Consider the following 21444-nt stretch of genomic DNA (forward strand, 5'->3'; position numbering starts at 1 on the left):
ACTGGTCCCGCTCAGCCCCGCAAGATGCCCAGAAGCGTTACGAATCCGGGAAGCATAATCATGGCCGCCGCAGCGCTGCCGTCAAGCTGGCCGGACATCCCGTAGAAGAGTAGCGAGAACGCAAAGATTGCAACCATGGCGACAAGCCCGTTCCAGGTACCCGGCCGAGGGCGCGCATCGTCACCAAAGAAGGTGCGCAGCACACAAAGGGGCAACCCCACCATCACGCCGATCCCCGCTGCGCATGCGATGCCACGCGCGAAAGTATCCAGCTGCTCTGCAATCTGGAAAATGACGGCCATGGCAACAAACGCCACAAGCGCCAGCCCCGCAAGCTTGAGAAACTTGTCCTCCATGGCGCCCCCCTCTCACAAACACTCTATCCCAAGAGGGGCTGTATCCCGCCGTCACTCGGCAAAGTCCTGCTAGCATCGTGCGTAACCGCGCAACGCAGAGGGAGGCAGCATGGCATCCGACCACGGCAAAAAGCACCGAGCCGGTCACGTAATAAAGACCGTCCTTGCCGTTATAGGCGGAATCACCGTTGTGCTGGCGGTACTCTTGGTTGCACTGGCGTATGAGCTGAACTACGCCGTCCGCACCGTTGACACGTCAACCTCCCCGGACGGCAGGTTCACGCTTGAGCTGCAGGCCGTTGGCGAGCCCTTGTTCTTCTCGCCGGCGGATGCGCGCCTTGTCCTCAGGCTGGGCCGCTACGAAGTCTCACACGTGGACACCAGCATCGCGGATGACGGCGGACAGGTGCGCACCACTAGCTGGCAAGTGAGCTGGAAGAACTCGGGCGCCGAGGTGCGCCTTAAGGGGTCCGAACAGAGCGACGAGCTTGTGACCATGGGTTTTGACGGAAGCGTCTCGAAAGGTCGGGCAGCAGCGGACGAGAGCCTGGGCGGTCTGCCAGACGCGGAGGCAAACACGCCTGCCACGCCAACCGATGAAGACACCACATCCTCCGAGGTCGCTCAGCAGGAGGCCGAGGAGATAGACGCGGGCTACAAAGCCGTCTACGACGCGGCGCTCAAGTCGCAGGGCTACGGCTACCAGGTGACGTACAACGCCAAGGGTGATGAGCAGGTCATTCTCTGCCAGGACAGCGAGAAGGTCGTGATTCTCGTCTATGATCACGAGTCTGCGAACGGCGCGTGCGCGCTCTTTGCGCTGGAGAGCTGCCCCGTGGAGGATTATGGCAGCTGGTCGATCGAAGAGGCGGCGCTGCTCGACGAGTACGCATACGTGCACGAGACGGGCGAGGTCATCGCATCTGGAAAGACCTCCTGGTCCGATGCCGGCACGCAGGAGTTCCGCGACGTGACGGGTGAGTAGGGAGTCTCAACCAAAATCCGCTCACAGGTACTCGAGGAAGCGGCGCGCGGCTCGTGGCAGCGCTCCCTCGCGATAGACCACGCGAATGTCGCGGTACGTGGCCGGCTCGAGCGGCTTGGTCACGATGGCGTAGGGGTTTCTCCGCAGGATGAGCGCCGGCAGGATCGAGAGGCCCAGGCCGCTTTCGACCATCGACATGATGGCGTAGTCGTCCCAGGTGGAAAAGCGTGCGTTGGGCGAGAGGCCCGCGCGTTCGAAGATGGGGGTTATCTCGTCGTCCTGGCCGCGCTCGAGCACGATGAACGGCTCCTCGCAGAGCGCCGAGACGGGCACGGACGCCTCCCCCGCCAGCCGGTGGCCCACCGGGAGCACCGCCATGAGCTCGTCTCGCTCAACCACGCGCTCGGCGAGTCCCGAGTAGCGCGGCGCACGCGGGAGGAAGCCAAAGTCCACGCGGCCGGACGCCACCCAGCCGTCAATCTCGGTGTAGTCGCCCATGAGCAGCTCGTACTCGATGGCGGGGTAGTCCTTCTGGAAGCGGCCGATGACCTTGGGCAGGATGTGTGTGGCCACAGACGAGAAGGTCCCTATGCGGATACTGCCCGCGGCAAGCCCATTGAGGTCATCTATCTGCGACTCCAGGCGGCGGTAGTCGCCGCACACGCCCTCCACGAAGGGCAGCACCGCGCGCCCCTCGCTGGTGAGCGTCACACCCGCGCGGCTGCGCTCGAGAAGCGTCATGCCCCAGTCGCGCTCGAGGTCGGCGATCATGCGGCTCACGCCGGACTGTGTGTACGAGAGCGAGCGCGCTGCCCGCGTAAAGCTACCCGTTCGTACGGTCTCGACAAATGCCTGGTACTTCTGGATGTTTGCGTCCATGGAGCTCCCTTGCGGCTCACGACGCGATGGCGGGTGATCCCGCCGCCGGTTGCATGACAAATCATCATGTATCTCATGATAAACATTCGCTTTTCTCAGCATACACATTCTGCGAAAGTGTTTGAGGAAATTGAGGTGCCATGGGAGGTCATGCATGTCGCGCGCGTCAAGGAAGTACCTGCTGTCACTGCTCGTCTTTGGCTCAAACGGCATCATTGCTAGCCAGATCTCGCTTCCCAGCTGGCAGATCGTCCTGCTCCGCACCCTTCTTGGCGGCACGCTGCTTGCCCTCATCGTGCTGGGCGCCCGCAAGCGTCCCGCGTTTCTCGACCACCCACACGACGCTGCCTACCTTGCCTCATCCGGCGCGGCGCTGGGCGTGGGTTGGATCTTCCTCTTTGAGGCATACAAGCTCATTGGCGTGGGCATTGCGTCTCTTGCCTACTACTGTGGGCCGGTCATTGTGATGGCGCTCTCGCCGGTCCTCTTCCACGAGCGACTCACCCCCGCCAAGCTGCTGGGCTTTGCGGCCGTTATCTGCGGTGCGTTTCTCGTGGTGGCGCAGGGCAAAGGCGTGGCGCTCTCGCCGTGGGGGCTTGTGTGCGGTGGCATGTCGGCCGTCATGTACGCGGTGATGGTCATCTGCAGCAAGCGCGCATCCAACGCCGTAGCCGGTATTGAGGCCTCTGCGATCCAGCTGGTTGCGAGCTTTGCCGCCGTCGCCGTGTTTGCGCTTGTCGCCCACGGCTCAGAGCTGGCCGTGCCCCTCTCGGCCAACTGGCCCGCCATTCTCTGCCTGGGCCTCGTGAACACGGGCCTTGGCTGCTACCTGTACTTCTCCGCTATGGGTCAGCTGCCCGTGCAGCGCGTCTCGGTGTGGGGCTACCTCGAACCGCTCTCGGCCGTGATCCTCTCGGTGCTCATCCTTGGCGAGGCCCTCACGCCCGCAAACGTTGCCGGCACGGTGCTCATACTGGGTGGCGCCATCTTCTGCGAGGTTGCCGGCAAGCGCCGCGGTTCTGTGGAGACCAGCCGTCGCCTTGCGGGGAGCCGCTCCGCTAGCAACCTCGCAGCGTAGGGTCTCGCAGGCGCGACAATCGCGTCCCTCTTGCTAACTGGTTGTTTCCCTTACACGACGCCCGTACCTTTTTGGTTGCCGCATGGCGCCGGCGGCGGTTCTGGAACGCAGTCCTAGCCCACAACCTCTAGGCAGCGGTTCTGGAACACGGCTCTCGCCCGCAATTATTGAACGTTATTCCTGGGCGAAAAAGCCTCAACTGCGGAAACTCTCAACAAGCCAGCTTTTTCGCGCAATAATCTAGCGCCGCACTGGCCGAGAACTGCACTGGACGAGAAGCGCGCTAGACCGGCAGAACACACGGCTGGACGTATTCTGCGCCGATGACCGGGACATCGGAACCCGCCCCAGTTCGGCCGCCCTCCGCCATCGACCTCCGTGAGAATCCCAAGAGAACTTGAAAGAGTAAGGCAGCTGAAAGCTCATTTGTCGCATACTGTGGCCCAAGGGGATTTTTCAGGGGGATGAGGAAGTCACGATGGGGCTTGAAACAGAGAGCCAGATGCATGCTGACCAGGGCAAGGACTCCGCGTCATCCCCCGCATCAAAGCACAAGCCGTCGCACTTCTCTCAGCTGGTGTCCAACGTCGGTCACGTCGACAACCGCACCCTCGTCTACGTGCTGCTCATCATTGTGGCCTGCGCGTTGGTAATAGTTGCCATATCCGCCATGTCACAGACGTTTCTGGCCCAGCCCTCCACGGCAAGCTCCTTCGCCAGGCACCACTAGCCGAGAAGCCCACTCGACTAACGGCCGCCTACCCCAGCACGCCTGCGACCACCAACACAACGATAAGCACCACCACGGCCACAGCAGCAATCGCCACAACCCGCAGCGCGTCGCGCCGCGCCTGCTCGCGGCGGCGTCGTGCGTAGACCTGCGCCTCGGCATCGCGCGCGTCAACCGCACCGTAGCTGCCTGTCTCATACGGAGACCCTGTTGACACGCGCCGGGCGGGAGCAGCCTGGCGCTCCGCAGACGCAGCGGGCGACGCACTCGCCGCGCGTCGACGCCCATCGCGACCGGCCGTGTTGCCATCATGCCGCGATGCCGTGGGAGGCACGCGCACGGCTCCGGAGGTCGCGCGAGCACCCTTTGACTTCCTGTCAAACAACGCCATGAGAGACCCCCGCCCCCATCGGGGCAGCTGGCCCCAAACGATGCGACGCGCCGAGAAGGGCGCGCCGCCTGCACTCTGATGATACCGAGACGCCCCGACCCGGCAACCCGTCGCCACGTAAGTTCCGACACACTGACATGTAGCTTGAAAGCCCCCGGCACGCGAGAGGCGCTACGCTACCCTATGCCATGCGCCGCCTGGTACTCGAAGCTTCCCAGCTCGTAGGTGCCAAACACGCGCATGCGCTTGAGCTGCATGGGATCGTCACCCGGATGCACCTGCCCGTACTGCGTAGTGAACGCGAGAAGGAAACCGGCCTACTCCACCCCTGCAGGCGCCGCGTCGGAGACGTCGCCAAACGGATAGGCAAAGGCATCGCTCGTCTTGAGGATGTCTGCGGACTGCTTGAGGTCCTCGGCGACCTCGTCGGAAGTAAGGTCGTAGATGCGCCCGCCGTGGCCCTTGCCCGAAGTGCCCGCCCGGTGCAGATCGTACGAGTGCGACTGGAAGTCCACGTAGGGGCTGGCGTAGTTCGAGAGCTTGTCCTGGATGTCGCTGTCGCTGCAGATGACAAACGAGGTAGCAGGGATTTTGTGGTTCTCGAGCAGCGGAATCGCATAGGTGAGGAAGCCCTCGGAGCCGTCGTCGAAGGTGAGCACCACCGACTTTGCCGGCAGCGAGTGGCCACCCTCGATGTAGGCACGCACCTCGGCCCACGACGGGAAGTAGTAGCCGTTCTCGTTGAGCCAGGAAAGCTGCTGGTCAAGCAGGGTGGTCGAGATGAGGTTCTGGTCGCTCGAGGCACCTTCGGGAGGGTTTGCCGCATCGTAGACGTCGTGGTACATGAAGACCGAAATGCCGTCGTCGTCCCAGCCGCCATCAACGTCGTCTACCACGTGCACCGTCCGCGTGGCTGTGGCCACCATGCCCGCGGAGTCCTCGACGGTATACGTCACGGTATAGTCTCCCAGCGTCGTGGTATCGACCTCCCCCGAAGCCGTGACCTTGTCGGTGATCATGCCGTCCGTGCGGTCGTGCGCGTAGCAACCACCGTCCACGTAGCCCTCGCCACGCTTGACGTAGGTGTCTGCACTGCCGCCCAGCGTCATCACGATGCTGCCGTCGTTCTGGGCGCCCGTGGCCCGGGCACCCTGCTCCGCACTCTGCGATCCGCTCGCTCCCTGGGTCGCGGGCTCATTGCCACTGCCAGAACCGGCGTTATCCGGGAGCAAGGATCCCACTCCGCCGCGGGCAGCCACAATGCCCACGACAAGGGCAACCCCGCAGGCAACGGCGATGAGAATCCCGCAGCGCACGGTGCGCGAGCGTTGCTCCTTGCGGTGGCGCTCGGCGTAGGTGCGGGCCTGCTCTGCCCTGGCGGGAGGTTGCGTGCCAGGTACAACACCCGGCCGCAGCACGCGCACGTCGCTCGCCGACTGGCGGCGACGCTGGCCGCCCCGCTGGCCTCGCTCCTGCGCGCACCTCTGGGCGTCGCTCGCTGAATCGTTGCCAGGGCCCTTCTCGCCCGTCTGCTCCGGCACGTAGTGCGAGACGCGAATGCTGTCTCGCCCCCCACGACCCTTGTAGCTGTTCTCCCTGTTTGCCATGAACCATCACCAATCCGATCGAGACCGCCCAACCCGGCCTTCTCGACCTTAAAGGATAGCAAAGCCCGTAGTCTACAATTGAAGCCCGCGCGCCCGCCACGGGGCGCTCACCACGCAACGGTCTCGTCGAGAGGGGCGTCATGCCCAAGGTAAGCATCATCGTTCCCGTCTACAACGCCCAGGAGACGCTGCGGAGGTGCGTCGACAGCATCTTGGGGCAGGAGTACCGCGACTTCGAGCTCATCCTGGCAGACGACGGCAGCACGGACTCCTCGCCCGCCCTCTGCAACGAGTACGCCGAGAAGGACAGCCGCGTGCGCGTGCTCCACAAGGCAAACTCCGGCGTCTCGGACACGCGCAACAAGGCGCTTGATGCCGCGCAAGGCGATTACGTGCAGTTTCTCGACTCGGATGACTGGATTGCCCCCGAGGCAACGCGCCTTCTCGTGCGCGCCATGGAGGACAACGACTGCGACATGGTCATCGCGGACTTCTACCGCGTGATTGGCAGCAAGGTCTCGCGCAAGGGCGACATCGACGCCGAGGGCGTCCTCTCGCGCGAGGAGTTTGGCGACTACATGATCCAGAACCCCTCGGACTTCTACTTTGGCGTGGTGTGGAACAAGCTCTACCGTCGCGACATCATCGAGAAGTACCAGCTGCGCATGGACGTCACGCTCAGCTGGTGCGAGGACTTCATCTTCAACATGGAGTACGAGCTGCACTGCAAGCGCATCTACCCGCTGCAGGTGCCCGTCTACTACTACGTGCGAACCAGGGGCTCGCTGGCCAGCCAGGGCGCCAACCCCGCCAAGGTCGTCCAGATGAAGCTCAACGTGATTGAGTACTACAACGACTTCTACAAGCAGGTCTTTGACGAGGAGGACTACCGCGCGCGCCGTCCCGACATCTACCGCTTCTACATAGAGTCCGCCGGCGACGGTGACATCATGCCGTGGCAGCGCTCGGCCAAGCTGGGCGAGGAGCGCGTGCCCGTCTACGTGAACCCCGAGATGGATGCCGATACGCTTCTCGGCCTGTACTTCGAGGAGAAGCTGGTCGAGAGGAACCTCGAGCTTGTGGCTGCGCGGTTTGACCTCACCCCACGTGATGTGCGGCTCCTTGCCTTTGTGCGACTTGGCACGGTCTTCTCGGGCCGAGAGGAGCTGGCGGACTACTGTGGCTTCTCTACGCTCCAGCTGGCGCGTACGCTGCAGCGTTTGCAGTCAAAGCGCCTGGTCACCGTGGAGACGCGCGTAGAGCGCCCAGATGCGGGCGACGAGGCTGCGGCCGTTGTTGCCGCGGCCCCCAGTGCCATCGCGGCCACCGGGGCAGCGAAGACCAGGCTACTCCTGGTCACGCCTACCGAGCAGGCGCAGCCCGTGATGGAGGCCATTGTGCAGGCGCTTCGCGACTGCGACCGCGTGCGCTGCTCGTCCATGGACGAGGACGAGGCCAACCGCTACAGGAGCGACCGCATGAAGGCGCTCGAGAGCATCCGGCGCACCCTGGCGTAGGGCGTCGGCACTTCTCGGCGCGAGGCTTTTATCGGCATCGTTATGGCTTGGGCCGGTCGCGCGGGATTCCCGCACGGCCGGCCCGTCTGTCACGCATTCGGCTTATCACGCATTCGGGTGCGAACGTGTGCCGTATGCACCCGGCGCGGCGTCGCTCCAGCACCGCACCAGGTGCCGAGAAATCCTTCCCTACTCCTGCGCGGGAACCTCGGGCATGACCTGGTCGACGTAGCCGCGGATGATCGAGCAGGAGTTGCGCATGGCGCGGCGCTCGTCGTAGGAGAGGTCAATCTCGAGCACGGCATCAATGCCGTTGGAGCCCACGATGCAAGGCGTACCTGCGGAGATACCGCTCTCGCCGTACTCGCCCTCGAGGTGCACCGAGAGGGGCAGCATGCGCTTCTCGTTGTGCAGGATGGCCGTGATGATCTCGGCGACAACCGAGGCGATGCCAAACTCGGTGCAGCCCTTGCCTCCCACGATCTTGCTGCCAGACTCCTTGACCATGCGCTTGACCTCGTCGAAGTCGATGTTGGTGCCGGAGTGGTGGTTCATCGCAAGGTACTCGCGCAGCGTGATTGAGCCAACGGTCACATGCGAGGTGGGGATGAACGAGGAGTCGCCGTGCTCGCCCATGCAGAAGGCCTGAATCTGCTTGGCGTCGACGTCGATGATGCCAGAGAGGATGCGGCGCAGTCGCACGGAGTCGAGCGCGGTGCCGGTCCCAAAGACATGCTCGCGCGGCAGGCCGAGGTTGCGGTACAGGTACTCGGTCACGATGTCGGCGGGGTTGGAGACGCTCAGCACGATGCCGTTGAAGCCGGAGTCGCGCACGGGGCCAACGATGCCCTCGAGCACCTTCATGGTGCCGCCGAGCATGTCGAGGCGCGTCTCGCCGGGCCTGCGGCTGCGGCCGGCGGTGAGAACGATGAAGTGGGCGTCCGCGCAGTCGGCGTAGTCACCAACACGGATGGTGAACGAGTCGCCCATGCCCGAGGCAAGGTCCTCGAGGTCCATGACCTGGGCCTCTGCGGCCTCACGGTTCACGTCGAGAAACACGATCTCGTTCACGAGGTGGCGAAACATCAGGCACAGTGCAACGTGGCTGCCAACGCGACCGGCGCCGATAATGACAACCTTGCGCGTCTGGTATGGCTTCTCAATAGGCATTGCTTTCCTCCTTGATGGACGGACAACTACTGTGCAACTACTCACCAAGGGGAAATGATACGTCACTAGAAAGCGAGCGGGCGGCCTCGCGACCGTCCGCTCGCCGACTTGTTTGAATGAGTCGGGGAACCGCCCTTCTAGCAGCCCGCGCATGAGACAAAGGGAAACTCCCTTTGTCTCATTAGTCGCGGGTGAGCTTGCGGTGCAGGCGGTGGGGCTTGGACGCCTCCGGGCCCAGGCGACGCTCGCGGTCGGCCTGGTAGGCCTCAAAGTTGCCCTCGAACCAGTGCCAGCTGCCGGGGTTCTCGTCCGTGCCCTCCCAGGCCAGGATGTGCGTGGCCACGCGGTCGAGGAACCAGCGGTCGTGGCTCGTGACCACCGAGCAGCCGGGGAAGCGCTCGAGGGCATCCTCCAGGCTCTCGCTCGTCTCGGTGTCGAGGTCGTTCGTGGGCTCGTCCAGCAGGAGGAGGTTTCCGCCCTGGCGAAGGGTAAGGGCCAGGTTCAGGCGGTTCCTCTCGCCACCGGAGAGCACGCCTGCAGGCTTCTGCTGGTCCGTGCCCTTGAAGCCGAAGGTGGCCACGTAGGCGCGGCTGGGAATCTCCGTGTCGCCCACGGTGATGTAGTCGTTGCCGTCCGAGACAACCTCCCAGACGCTCTTCTTGGGGTCGATGCCGGCGCGCATCTGGTCCACGTAGGATAGCTTGACCGTCTCGCCCAGCTCCAGCGTGCCCGAAGAGGGCTGCTCCTGGCCAACGATCATCTTGAAGAGCGTGGTCTTGCCCACGCCGTTGGGGCCAATCACGCCCACGATGCCGTTGCGCGGCAGGTCAAAGGAGAGGTCGTCGATAAGGATGCGGTCGCCAAACGCCTTGGTGAGATGCTCCACCGTAAGCACCTTGGCGCCCAGGCGCGGGCCCACGGGGATCTGGATCTCGGAGAAGTCGAGCTTCTTGGTGGCCCTGGCCTCGGCCTCCATCTGCTCGTAGCGCTCCAGGCGCGCGCGGTTCTTGGCCTGGCGCGCCTTGGGGCTCTGGCGCACCCACTCGAGCTCGGAGCGCATCTTCTTGGCGCGCTTGGCGTTCTCGCGGCCCTCTGCCTCCAGGCGGGCGGCCTTCTTCTCCAGATAGGTGGAGTAGTTGCCCTCGTAGGGGTAGAGCTGGCCGCGGTCCACCTCGCAGATCCAGCCCGCCACGTCGTTCAGGAAGTAGCGGTCGTGCGTGACGGCCATGACGGCACCGGGATAGTTGTGCAGGAACTGCTCGAGCCACAGCACGCTCTCGGCGTCCAGGTGGTTGGTGGGCTCGTCGAGAAGGAGCAGGTCAGGCGCCTCGAGCAGCAGGCGGCACAGCGCCACGCGGCGACGCTCGCCACCGGAGAGCTGGGTCACCGGGGCGTCCGGATCGGGGCACTGCAGGGCGTCCATGGCCTGCGAGAGCTGGGAGTCCAGGTCCCAGCCATTGGCGGCGTCGATCTCATCCTGGAGGCGGCCCATCTCGGCCATGAGGGCGTCAAAGTCCGCGTCGGGGCTCGCCATCTCCTCTCCAATCTGGTTGAAGCGGTTGACCTTGGCGATCACGTCCGAGAAGGCCATCTCGATGTTCTCGCGCACGGTCTTGTCCTCATCGAGGGGCGGTTCCTGCTGCAGAAGCCCCACCGTGTAGCCCGGCGTGAGGCGGGCCTCGCCGTTGGAGACGTCCTCGAGGCCGGCCATGACCTTGAGAAGCGTGGACTTGCCCATGCCGTTGGGGCCAACCACACCGATCTTGGCACCGGGATAGACGCCCACGGTGACGTCGTCGAGAATGACCTTCTCGCCCACGACCTTGCGGGCCTTGTACATCTGGTACACGAACTCTGCCATTGCTGCTCCTGTCTGGGGCCAAACGTGCCCTTGGGTGGGGGTGCCGCATGCGGCGAGAAGGGCTCGCCACGGGCGTGTGTATGCTCCCATTCTACGGGAGGGCGTGTGGGCGACCCCGCGGGCGGCGGCGCACGGGGCCGCGCCCTTCAACGTTTATGCACAATCGGATGCCGCTGCATGCCTAAAACCTGCGGTTTCGCCCATGCGTGCATCTTTTTTGTTACTACCGGTGGCACAATCGAGGGGGATGGGATACACCTGTACGGCCGCGACCGCTCTGGCGGCGGGCATGGTGCAAAGAGAACTGAGGGGGATTCATGCCAGAGGCAATCCGCAAGGTCAACGTTATCGGCCACTTGCATCCGGACACGGACAGCATCTGCGCCGCCATTTCCTACGCTTACCTCAAGAACCAGATCGACGAGCCGATCTACGAGGCCAGGCGCGCAGGCGCCCTCAACCGCGAGACCGCGTTTGTGCTCAAGCACTTTGGCTTCGAGGAGCCGCCGCTCATTACGTCGGTGACGCCGCAGATCAAGGACATCGTGGTGCAAAAGCAGCCCGGCATCGACGCCGAGATGAGCCTGTTCGCCGCCTGGAACATGATGCAGGACACCAAGGTGGACACGCTCTGCATCACCGACGAGGACAAGCACCTCGAGGGCCTCATCGCGGTGAAGGACGTCGCCAACGCGAACATGGACATCTTCGATACCGCCATGCTCTCCGAGGCCCAGACCACCTATAAGAACATCATCGAGACGCTCAACGGCACGCTGCTTCTGGGCGACCCCAACGGCCGCGTGACCAAGGGCAACGTGCGCGTGGGCACCACGCCCGAGATGATGGAGGACACCATCAAGGCCGGCGACATCGTGCTGGTCACCAACCGCTACGAGACCCAGCAGTTCGCCGTCGAGTGCGACGCCGGGTGCCTGGTCATCTGCTGCGGTGCCAACGTGTCCAAGCGCGTCATTGCCTCCGCCGAGCGCCACGGCTGCACCATCATCACCACGCCGTACGACACCTTCGCCGCCGCGCGTCTCATCGGCATGTCCGTGCCCGTGCGTGCCAAGATGCTGCGCAAGGGCATCCTGCAGTTCTCGGTCAACACGTCCGTGGACGACGCGCGCAAGATCATGGCAAAGTCGCGTCACCGCTTCTTCCCCGTCATCGACGAGGACGGCTCCTACTTTGGCCTGGTGAGCTCGCCAAACCTGATCAACATCAAGCGCAAGCACGTCATTCTCGTGGACCACTCCGAGCGCTCGCAGGCCGTGGACGGCCTTGACCAGGCCGAGATCATGGAGATCCTCGACCACCACCGCATTGGCACCATCGAGACGAACGCGCCCGTCTACTACCGCGCCGAGCCCGTGGGCTGCACCTGCACGATCATCTACAGTGCCTACGCCGAGGCCGGCGTGGAGATTCCGCCCAAGATCGCGGGCCTCATGCTCTCGGCTATCCTCTCCGACACGCTCACGTTCCGCTCCCCCACCTGCACGGCCAAGGACCGTCACGCGGCCGAGGAGCTGGCAAAGATCTGCGGCGAGGACATCGAGACGTACGCCGACTCGATGTTCGAGGCTGGCGCCGACCTCACGGGCCGCACCGCCGAGGAGGTCTTCCACCAGGACTTCAAGGTCTTCAGCCGCGGCAACGCCAAGTTTGGCGTGGGCCAGGGCAGCTACATGACAAAGAACAGCCGCGTGGCTGCCGAGAACCTCGTGCGGCCGTTCCTCGCCGAGGCCGCCAAGGCCGAGGAGCTGCCCATGATCTTCTACATGTTCACCGACGTTAAGTCGCAGAGCACCGACCTCATGATCTACGGCAACGGCGCCGAGGACGTGGTGGCGCAGGCCTTCGACGTCACGCCCAAGGACGGCATGGCGCTGCTCAAGGGCGTGGTGAGCCGCAAGAAGCAGATCATCCCGCCAATCATGGCGACGCTCCAGAAGATCGACGAGGACGACTAGGGGCTTCTCGGCGCAGAGTTCTTCTCGGCCCCCGAATGTGTTGCGAGACGGCACACGTTCGGGGGCTGGTTTTGTATCGACCTGAGCGATTCAAGCGTTATCTGAGCGACCACACGTTGCGAAAGAAGCAAAGCCGGACCAGAAACCTCACACGTGTTGTTTCTTATTTGATATTCTCTTAACATTACCTGGGCTTTTGTCTTCTCGCATCAATATAGAAATATCACGTGTGAGGTTTTGCCGCGCAAGGGGGACTCCGCGTGTGAGGTTTTGCCGCGCGAGGGGGACTCCGCGCGGGGGCGGCAAGGAGCTGCTCCCCCGCCCCACTCCCGCGGGCATCGGAATTACGCACGGCTGAGGACGAGACGAGCAAAAGCCCAGCATCACACAAAGCCAAATCGCGACCGTGCGTGACTCAGGCGTCAAGCGCTTGTCGGGCGGATCGACGCGGCTCTCGCTGGCGACCCGCTGACATCTCTAGTCGAGCTTTGGCAACGAATGTGTGACAGGCGCGCCACCTTCCGACGCCGGAGCCCTCGCTGCCGTAGAATGGTGGGCGGTCCTTTGGCGTCGCACACGCGACGTGCCCAGCCCACACCCATCACGAAAGGTGGCCTCGATGGTCTCGCGCATCTACGTTGAGAAAAGGGACGGATTCGACGGGGAGGCGCGGGCGCTCAGCCACGAGCTGCGGCACATGCTGGGCATCTCGTCGCTCACAGGCCTGCGCATCATCAACCGCTACGACGTCGAGGGAATCTCCGAGGAGCTCTTCGAGCAGTGCGTGCCGATCGTCTTCTCCGAGCCCCAGACCGACCGCGCCACGTGCGAGATGCCCGAGGTGGCTGAGGGCGCACGCGTCTTTGCCGTGGAGTCCCTGCCCGGCCAGTTTGACATGCGCGACGCCTCGGCGGCCGAGTGCATCCAGCTCGTCTCGCAGGGCGAGCGCCCCACGGTGAGAAACGCCAAGGTCTATGTGCTGGAGGGCGCGCTCACCGATGATGACCTTACGGCCATCAAGCACTACGTGATCAACCCGGTCGAGGCGCGCGAGGCATCGCTCGAGAAGCGCGAGACCCTCGCCACCGTCTACCCGGAGCCCGCAGACGTCGAGGTCCTGGACGGCTTCCTCGATCTTGACGAGAAGGGCATCGAGGACTTTGTGCGCGACCGCGGCCTAGCCATGGACGTGGCGGACGCCAAGTTCTGCCAGAGCTACTTTGCGCACGAGGGGCGCGTGCCCACCATCACCGAGATTCGCATGATCGACACCTACTGGTCCGACCACTGCCGCCACACCACCTTTGGCACCGGCCTCACCGACATCCAGTTCGACAACACCCAGGCAGCGGCCGCGTTCCGTCGCTACATGGACGTACGTCACCAGCTTGGCCGCGACAACAAGCCCGTCTGCCTTATGGACATGGGCACCATTGGCGCCAAGTGGCTCAAGCACACGGGCCAGCTCACCGGCCTCGACGAGTCCGAGGAGATAAACGCCTGCACCGTGAAGGCAAAGGTCGACGTCAACGGCCACGACGAGGACTGGCTCTACCTCTTCAAGAACGAGACGCACAACCACCCCACCGAGATCGAGCCCTTTGGCGGCGCGGCCACCTGCATTGGCGGCGCCATCCGCGACCCGCTCTCGGGCCGCAGCTACGTGTACCAGGCCATGCGCGTGACCGGCGCGGCCGACCCCACGGCGCCCGTGTCGAGCACGCTTCCCGGCAAGCTCCCGCAACGCAAGATCTGCCGCACGGCGGCGGCCGGCTACTCCTCCTATGGCAACCAGATCGGCCTTGCCACCGGCCAGGTCTCCGAGCTCTACCACCCCGGCTACGTGGCCAAGCGCATGGAGATCGGCGCCGTTGTGGGTGCCACGCCCGCGGACCACGTGCGCCGCGAGTGCCCCGCCCCGGGCGACAAGATCGTGCTTCTCGGCGGCCGTACCGGCCGCGACGGCATCGGTGGTGCCACGGGCAGCTCCAAGGCGCACAACGTGGAGTCGCTCGAGAAGGACGGCGCCGAGGTCCAGAAGGGCAACGCCCCCACCGAGCGCAAGCTGCAGCGCCTCTTCCGCCGCGGCGACGCGTGCCGCCTCATCAAGCGCTGCAACGACTTTGGCGCCGGCGGCGTCTCGGTTGCCATCGGCGAGCTTGCCGATGGCCTTCTCATTGATCTTGACCGCGTGCCCAAGAAGTACGACGGCCTCGACGGCACTGAGCTTGCCATCTCCGAGTCGCAGGAGCGCATGGCCGTGGCGCTGGCTCCCGAGGACGTGGACGAGTTCCTGGGCTATGCGCACGAGGAGAACCTCGAGGCCACGGTGGTCGCCGAGGTCACCGAGGAGCCCCGCCTGCGCATGACCTGGCGCGGAAAGACCATCGTGGACGTGAGCCGCGAGTTCCTCTCGTCCAATGGCGCGCCCAAGTCCACCTCGGTTCATGTCTGCGCGCCGCACGAGTACCACCACGAGTGGGCCGGCGACACCTTTGCGCAGAAGATGGTCTCCCTCGTGACAGACCTCAACGTAGCGTCCAACAAGGGCCTGGCAGAGAGGTTCGACTCCACCATTGGCGCCGCGACAGTCCTCATGCCGTTTGGTGGCACGACCCAGCTCACGCCGGCGCTTGGCATGGCAGCCAAGCTCCCCGTGGACGGCGAGACCACTACGTGCTCGGGCATGGCGTGGGGCTACAACCCCTACCTCATGAGCGAGGACGAGTACACGGGTGCCTACCTGGCCGTTGTTGAGTCCGTCTCCAAGCTCGTTGCCATGGGCTTCGAGCACAAGAACTTCTACCTCACGTTCCAGGAGTACTTCGAGAAGCTCCGCGACGACCCCAGGCGCTGGGGCAGGCCCACGGCCGCTCTTCTCGGCGCGCTCATGGCCCAGCTCGACCTGGGCATTGGCTCCATTGGTGGCAAGGACTCCATGTCCGGCTCGTTCGAAGACCTCGACGTGCCACCCACGCTGGTCTCGTTTGCCACCGGTCTGGGCAAGGTCGACCGCGTGACCTCGCCGGAGTTCAAGCACGCCGACGACCAGGTGATCGTTGTTGTGCCGGAGTACGCCGACGACGGCATCACTCCCACAGCGGAGTCCCTTCTCGCCGCGTTTGACTACGTCGAGAAGCTCATTGGCTCCGGTGCCGCGCGCGCGGTGAGCACGCCGGGCTACGGCTGCATGGCCGAGGCCATGTTCAAGATGTGCGTGGGCAACTTCATTGGCCTGCGCGTGCGCCCCGAGTTCACCCAGGAGGCACTGCTCAACCCCGCGTACGGCAGCTTTGTGATCGAGCTTGCGCAGGACGCCAACCTGCCCGAGGCGCCAAAGGGCGTGACCGTTGCCGCGTTTGGCCAGACGCTCGCGGAGTACGCGCTCTACGCATGCGGCGAGCGCATGTCCATCCTGAACGACCTGCAGAAGCCCTGGGAGAACGCGCTCTCGGGCGTGTATCCGTACCTGGGCAAGGCCGAGGGATCGGCATGCGCGCCCATCTCGTTTGACGCCGAGAAGGCAGGCGTCACGCCTACGCGCCACACGGCAGGTGCCAGCTACGCCAAGCCGCGCGTGGTGATCCCCGTCTTCCCGGGCACCAACTGCGAGTACGACTCCGCGCGGGCGTTTGAGCGCGTGGGCGCCGTGGCCAAGACGGTCATCGTGAACAACCTCACGCCGCAGGCGGTCTCCGAGAGCGTCGACGCCATGGTACACGCCATACGCGAGAGCCAGATCGTCTTCATCCCAGGCGGCTTCTCCGGCGGCGACGAGCCCGACGGCTCGGCCAAGTTCATCGTGGCGTTCTTCCGCAACCCCGCCGTCACCGAGGCGGTGCGCGACCTGCTCCAGGCGCGCGACGGCCTCATGCTGGGCGTCTGCAACGGCTTCCAGGCCCTCATCAAGCTGGGGCTTGTTCCCTACGGTGACATCGTGGACGCGCGCGAGGACTCCCCCACCCTCACCTTCAACCCCATTGGGCGCCACCAGAGCCGCCTCGTGCGCACGCGCGTGGCGTCGACCATCTCGCCGTGGCTCTCCAAGTGCAACGTGGGCGACGTGCACAACATCGCAATCAGCCACGGAGAGGGACGCTTCGTCTGCACCGCCGACGAGCTGGAGCGCCTGGAGGCTGCGGGGCAGATTGCTACGCAGTACGTGAACGCCGACCGACTGCCGTCCATGAACCTGCGCTCCAACCCCAACGGGTCGTTCATGGCCGTCGAGGGCATCACCTCGCCCGACGGACGCGTACTGGGCAAGATGGGCCACACCGAGCGCAGCGGAGAGGGCCTCTACAAGAACGTGCCCGGCAACGCGTACCAGCCGCTGTTCGAGGGTGGTGTGAGCTACTTCGCGTAAGCGCAGCCAGAGGGGGTAGCCGCAGTCGGCCTTCCCCCGATGGTCGAAGAACATCAAGAACACGACCCTCGGGGGAAGGCCGACTGCGGCCCCTCCGGGGGTCGCTTTCTTACCTGCTGACGCAACCTGAGGTGGTCGCCGGGGGCTGCGGGGCTCGTGTTAGACGTTTTCGAGGGCTTCTCGGCCCCAAAACGTCTAATTTCGGCCCCACAGCCCTGCTCACGCTGTCTGCGAACTACAAGCACGCCGCGTATACTGGTTCGCCGGCTACGCGGGAGGAGCAACATGGCACGAGCAAGCAGCACAGAGTTCCACATGGGAGAGCGGCAGGAGCGTTTCCTTACGAGCACGTGGGGAGCCCTGCTCGCGGCCGCGTTCTGCTGCCTTCTCTGGGGGTCGGCGTTCCCTTGCATCAAGATTGGCTACGCGCTGTTTGACATCGCGGGCACCGACACCGCGTCCCAGATGCTCTTTGCGGGAACGCGCTTCCTTCTTGCCGGGGCAATGGTCATCGTCTTTGTGAGCATTGCCCGCAGAAGGCCTCTGGCGCCCAAGCGCACCGACGTTGGCGGCATCTGCCTGCTCGCACTCTTCCAGACCTTTGGGCAGTACGCCTTCTTCTACCTGGGACTTGCGCACGCCGCGGGAACCACGAGCTCGGTCATCGAGGCAAGCGCCAACTTCTTTGCCATCCTGCTTTCGGCGCTGGCGTTTCGCCAAGAGCGGCTTACCGGCAGGAAGGTGGCGGGGTGCCTCCTGGGGTTTGCTGGCGTGGTTCTCATCAATCTTGGTGGTAGCCTGGGCAGCTTCTCGTTTTCATTCTCGCCCGACGGCGAGGGGATGATCCTTCTCAGCGCGCTGTGCTCGGCGACGTCTTCCTGCCTTATCCAGCGACTCTCGCTGAGGCATGACCCGGTGCTGCTCAGTGGATGGCAGTTTGTGGTGGGCGGCCTGGGCCTCGTGGCGATGGGCGTGGCAGGCGGCGGGACGCTTTCGCCCACCGGACCGAACGCCATTGCGCTGCTCGCATACATGGCGTTCATCTCGGCGGCGGCATACAGCGTGTGGTCGCTCCTGCTTTCCGTAAACTCGGTCTCGCGCATCTCGGTCTATGGGTTCATGAACCCGGTGTTTGGCTTCGTGCTTTCTGCAGTGCTCCTCGGCGAGTACCAGCAGGTTGACCCCGTGCGCTCCATCTGCGCGTTGGTGCTGGTGAGCGCAGGGATTGTTGTGGTGAACCGGGTAGGTACACGGGCCGAGAGCGCAACCGACGCCCCGGGGAGTGAGGCTCGCTAGAAAACAGCCCCCGATAAACGCGTAAAAACGCTCGTCGGGCAGCTTGCGAGCGATCCCAGGGACTCCTCCACATATAATTTCGTTACCCCATACGAAGGGAGTCCCCATGGAACGCCTCGTTAAACGACGCACTGTCCTCGCTCTCCTCGGTATGCCCGCAGCGCTCTCGCTTGGTACTGCGCTCACAGGCTGCAGAAACAATGCGCAGGATAACGCGCCAGCCATCTCTGCCACGGACCTCACTGCAGATGTAAAGGACGCTTCGCTCACTCAGGGGCCCATCGCTAACGCTCTCACAGACCAAACAACTATGCACGCACTCTTTGACTTCACTTCTCGCCTGCTTCAGGGCACCTATCCCACAAACCAGCAGGCAAACGTGCTTGTCTCTCCCCTCTCGGCGCTCTTTGCCCTGGCCCTCGCGGAAACCGGTGCCACAAGCGATACGCTCTCCCAGCTAGAGACCGCAACGGGCATGGATATCGACTCACTTGCGACCTACCTGGGCGCTTACGCCCGCCGCATCTCTGGCGAGGGCCTCTATGATACGCAGCAGAATGGCGGCGCCCTCGCCCTCAAGTGCGCAAACTCCATTTGGCTGAGGGCGTCAGATGACCTCAGCGTCTCGGATGATTACCTCGCCACCTGTAAAGGCAACCTTTACGCGCAGGCATTCTCGGCACCGTTTGACTCCACAACCGCCGACGATATCAATTCCTGGGTCAGTTCCAAGACTGATGGCATGATTGACCAGCTTGTGGAACGCATTACCGAAGATGAGCAACTCTTTCTCATTAACGCTCTGGCCTTTGATGACGTTTGGCAAGAACCATATGAAGAAGGCGACGTGCAGGGCGACACCTTCACGACCGAGGAAGGAGACGAGCAGAGCGTCCGCATGATGCACTCGCACGAGACCGCCTACCTTGAGAACAACCTCGCAGAGGGCTTCCTGAAGCCCTATAAGGACTACAACTTTGCCTTTGTCGCGCTGCTCCCCAAGCAGGACGTGCAGCTCGCAGACCTCGTGGCGTCGCTGGATGGCACATCCCTGCATGAGGTGATTGCAAACCCAATCTCCAACATTAAGGCATCCGCCGGACTCCCCAAGTTCTCGCTTGACTACCAGACCACACTCAACGACCAGCTGGTAGCCATGGGCGTGCGCGATGCCTTCGACCCAAAGCTCGCCGACTTCTCGCGCCTGGCTACCCTCAAGGACGGCAACCTTGCCATAAGCACCGTACTCCAAAAGACCTTCATCGACGTAAACGAGACAGGCACAAAAGCGGCAGCGGTCACATCAATAGGCATGACTTGCTCAACGGCCACGCCGGACGAGCCCGAGGTCCGGGAGGTCATCCTAGACCGGCCCTTTGTCTACTTCATCATTGACAACATGACCCTGACGCCACTGTTTGCAGGCGTTCTGACACACATGGAGTAGGCGCCGTAAGTCTCGCCAACGCAACTCCCACATTATTCGTTGGAAAAACGTGTGAGTCTCCCACGCTTTCCCAAGGAATCACCTACGGCTCCGACAATCGAAGGAATGAGTAACGTTGAACTCGTCGATTGCGCCGAGCTGGCCTTCGTTACACAATTCCGGACAAAACTGCATCGAACTCGCCTTCGTTACACGCCAATTCTGACAGATTTGAGTATTCCCAAATTTATTAAATAGTTGATTCTGCTCTCTACCTGCGATTTCTTACTTTGACTGTTCCCTGGCTACTTGAGAGGCTCCCAAAACTACGTGTAACGAAGGGGAGTTCGATGCACGAAAGCGCCCCAATGTGTAACACAGGGCAGTTCGATGCAACCATCAGGCGAGAATGGCGACTCCGTAACCCAAGGAGAGACACCTCCGCCAGAATAACGTGCAGCTTCGTCACGAAAAGAGGGCGGACCGAAGGCCCGCCCTCTCAAATCCGTTCGTTCGAGTACTCGAACGCCCGAAGCTAAATCCTCGCAACCCCGCTCTTGCGCGCAGCGTCGGCCACGGCTGCAGCAACGGCGGGCGCAACACGCTTGTCGAAGGCACCAGGGATGATGTAGTCCGCCGCACGGTGCTCGTCGTCCACCAGACCGGCGATGGCGTAGGCCGCGGCCTCCATCATGTCGTCGTTGATGTCGCTCGCGCGCACGTCAAGCGCACCGCGGAAGATGCCGGGGAACGCCAGAACGTTGTTGATCTGGTTGGGGAAGTCCGAGCGGCCCGTTGCCGCCACGGCCGCGCCGGCGGCCAGCGCCTCGTCGGGCATGATCTCGGGCACGGGGTTCGCGCAGGCAAAGATGATGGGGTCCTTGGCCATCGAGCGTACCATGTCCTGCGAGACCAAGTTGGGCTTGGAGACGCCCACAAAGACGTCCGCGCCCTTAAGTGCGTCGGCGAGCGAACCCTGGACCTTCTCGGTGTTGGTCCAGGTGGCGACCTCCTGCTTCACCGGGTTCAGGCCGTCGCGGCCCTCGTAGATGGCACCCGTGTGGTCGCAGATGATGATGTCCTTCACGCCCATGCGCTTCATGAGGCGAGCGATGGAGATGCCCGCGGCGCCGGCGCCCGAGAAGACCACCTTGACGTCGCCGAGGTCACGGCCGGTGAGACGGCACGCGTTGATCAGCGCTGCGCAGGTCACGACCGCGGTGCCATGCTGGTCGTCATGGAAGACGGGGATGTCGCAGGTCTCCTTGAGGCGACGCTCGATCTCGAAGCAGCGCGGCGCGGAGATGTCCTCTAGGTTCACGCCGCCAAAGCTGCCGGCGAGCAGCTGCACGGTGCGCACGATCTCATCCACGTCGTTGGAGCGGATGCACAGGGGGAAGGCGTCCACGTCGGCGAATGTCTTGAAGAGGGCGCACTTGCCCTCCATGACGGGCATGCCCGCCTCGGGGCCAATGTTGCCCAGGCCGAGAACCGCGGAGCCGTCGGTCACCACGGCAACCAGGTTCCAGCGGCGGGTGTACTCGTACGAGAGGCTCGGGTCCTTCTGGATCTCCAGGCAGGGAACGGCGACGCCTGGCGTGTAGGCAACGGCAAGCTCCTCCGGCGTGCTGATCTTGGCCCTGCTCACGACCTCGATCTTGCCGTGCCACTCCTTGTGTGCGTCAAGTGCATGCTGCTTTGCATCGTCAGCCATCTTGGCTCCTTTGACATTCGAGGACACTTACACGACCTGTCTATCTTAAGCCTTCACGCGGCGTGCCTGCCCGACCTCTGCGGCCTATA

General features: G+C 63.7%; 15 protein-coding genes. 8 read left to right on the top strand and 7 right to left on the bottom strand.

Features of this window, described 5'->3' with window-relative positions:
• Positions 1-11: 11 nt before the first annotated feature.
• Positions 12-356: a hypothetical protein gene (locus tag NVS32_RS01055; protein ID WP_118078517.1), complete on the bottom strand. Its 345-nt coding sequence runs from the start codon at positions 354-356 to the stop codon at positions 12-14.
• 109 nt (positions 357-465) lie between these two features.
• Between NVS32_RS01055 and NVS32_RS01060 the strand changes: the two genes are divergently transcribed.
• A complete protein-coding gene (locus NVS32_RS01060; protein WP_258498380.1) occupies positions 466-1341 on the top strand; it encodes a hypothetical protein in 876 nt (291 codons plus the stop codon).
• Between the two features lie 21 nt (positions 1342-1362).
• On the opposite strand, the gene NVS32_RS01065 is transcribed toward NVS32_RS01060, so the two are convergent.
• Entirely contained in the window at positions 1363-2220 is an 858-nt protein-coding gene (locus NVS32_RS01065; RefSeq protein ID WP_258498381.1) for a LysR family transcriptional regulator, read from the bottom strand.
• A gap of 154 nt (positions 2221-2374) precedes the next feature.
• Between NVS32_RS01065 and NVS32_RS01070 the strand changes: the two genes are divergently transcribed.
• Both NVS32_RS01070 and NVS32_RS01075 read left to right on the top strand, forming a co-directional pair.
• Complete coding sequence (locus tag NVS32_RS01070) at positions 2375-3298, top strand: DMT family transporter (protein ID WP_032110342.1); 924 nt, start codon at positions 2375-2377, stop codon at positions 3296-3298.
• A 478-nt stretch (positions 3299-3776) separates the two neighbouring features.
• A complete protein-coding gene (locus NVS32_RS01075) occupies positions 3777-4028 on the top strand; it encodes a hypothetical protein (RefSeq protein ID WP_032110343.1) in 252 nt (83 codons plus the stop codon).
• 28 nt (positions 4029-4056) lie between these two features.
• Here the strand turns inward: NVS32_RS01075 and NVS32_RS01080 are convergent, their stop codons facing one another.
• Positions 4057-4419, bottom strand: a complete 363-nt coding sequence (locus tag NVS32_RS01080) for a hypothetical protein (RefSeq protein ID WP_118078525.1) — start codon at positions 4417-4419, stop codon at positions 4057-4059.
• 317 nt (positions 4420-4736) lie between these two features.
• The gene (locus NVS32_RS01085) at positions 4737-6026 is read right to left on the bottom strand and encodes an immunoglobulin-like domain-containing protein (protein WP_258498382.1); all 1290 of its coding nucleotides are present in this window, start codon (positions 6024-6026) and stop codon (positions 4737-4739) included.
• A 140-nt stretch (positions 6027-6166) separates the two neighbouring features.
• Here NVS32_RS01085 and NVS32_RS01090 point away from each other — a divergent pair, with 140 nt between their 5' ends.
• Positions 6167-7543, top strand: coding sequence for a glycosyltransferase family 2 protein (locus tag NVS32_RS01090; RefSeq protein WP_032110345.1), 1377 nt, complete (start codon positions 6167-6169; stop codon positions 7541-7543).
• A 189-nt stretch (positions 7544-7732) separates the two neighbouring features.
• On the opposite strand, the gene NVS32_RS01095 is transcribed toward NVS32_RS01090, so the two are convergent.
• Together NVS32_RS01095 and ettA are read right to left on the bottom strand one after the other, a co-directional pair.
• A complete protein-coding gene (locus tag NVS32_RS01095; RefSeq protein WP_258498383.1) occupies positions 7733-8713 on the bottom strand; it encodes an L-lactate dehydrogenase in 981 nt (326 codons plus the stop codon).
• Between the two features lie 181 nt (positions 8714-8894).
• A complete protein-coding gene (ettA, locus tag NVS32_RS01100) occupies positions 8895-10574 on the bottom strand; it encodes an energy-dependent translational throttle protein EttA (protein ID WP_258498384.1) in 1680 nt (559 codons plus the stop codon).
• A gap of 317 nt (positions 10575-10891) precedes the next feature.
• Here ettA and NVS32_RS01105 point away from each other — a divergent pair, with 317 nt between their 5' ends.
• The 4 genes from NVS32_RS01105 to NVS32_RS01120 all read left to right on the top strand — a co-directional run bounded on the left by NVS32_RS01105 (position 10892) and on the right by NVS32_RS01120 (position 19662).
• The gene (locus NVS32_RS01105; RefSeq protein ID WP_118109766.1) at positions 10892-12553 is read left to right on the top strand and encodes a putative manganese-dependent inorganic diphosphatase; all 1662 of its coding nucleotides are present in this window, start codon (positions 10892-10894) and stop codon (positions 12551-12553) included.
• A 619-nt stretch (positions 12554-13172) separates the two neighbouring features.
• Positions 13173-16919 (top strand): phosphoribosylformylglycinamidine synthase, encoded by a 3747-nt coding sequence (locus NVS32_RS01110; RefSeq protein ID WP_258498385.1) that lies wholly within the window; start codon positions 13173-13175, stop codon positions 16917-16919.
• A gap of 285 nt (positions 16920-17204) precedes the next feature.
• Positions 17205-18215 (top strand): DMT family transporter, encoded by a 1011-nt coding sequence (locus tag NVS32_RS01115; RefSeq protein WP_258498386.1) that lies wholly within the window; start codon positions 17205-17207, stop codon positions 18213-18215.
• A gap of 106 nt (positions 18216-18321) precedes the next feature.
• Positions 18322-19662 carry a serpin family protein gene (locus NVS32_RS01120; protein WP_258498387.1) on the top strand — a complete coding sequence of 447 codons (1341 nt, stop codon included), beginning with the start codon at positions 18322-18324 and terminating at the stop codon, positions 19660-19662.
• Positions 19663-20176: 514 nt separating this feature from the next.
• Here the strand turns inward: NVS32_RS01120 and NVS32_RS01125 are convergent.
• Positions 20177-21355, bottom strand: a complete 1179-nt coding sequence (locus NVS32_RS01125) for an NAD(P)-dependent malic enzyme (RefSeq protein ID WP_059054970.1) — start codon at positions 21353-21355, stop codon at positions 20177-20179.
• Between the last annotated feature and the right edge of the window lie 89 nt (positions 21356-21444).

This window comes from Tractidigestivibacter montrealensis (assembly GCF_024741235.1).
Taxonomy (GTDB): Bacteria; Actinomycetota; Coriobacteriia; order Coriobacteriales; family Atopobiaceae; genus Tractidigestivibacter; species Tractidigestivibacter montrealensis.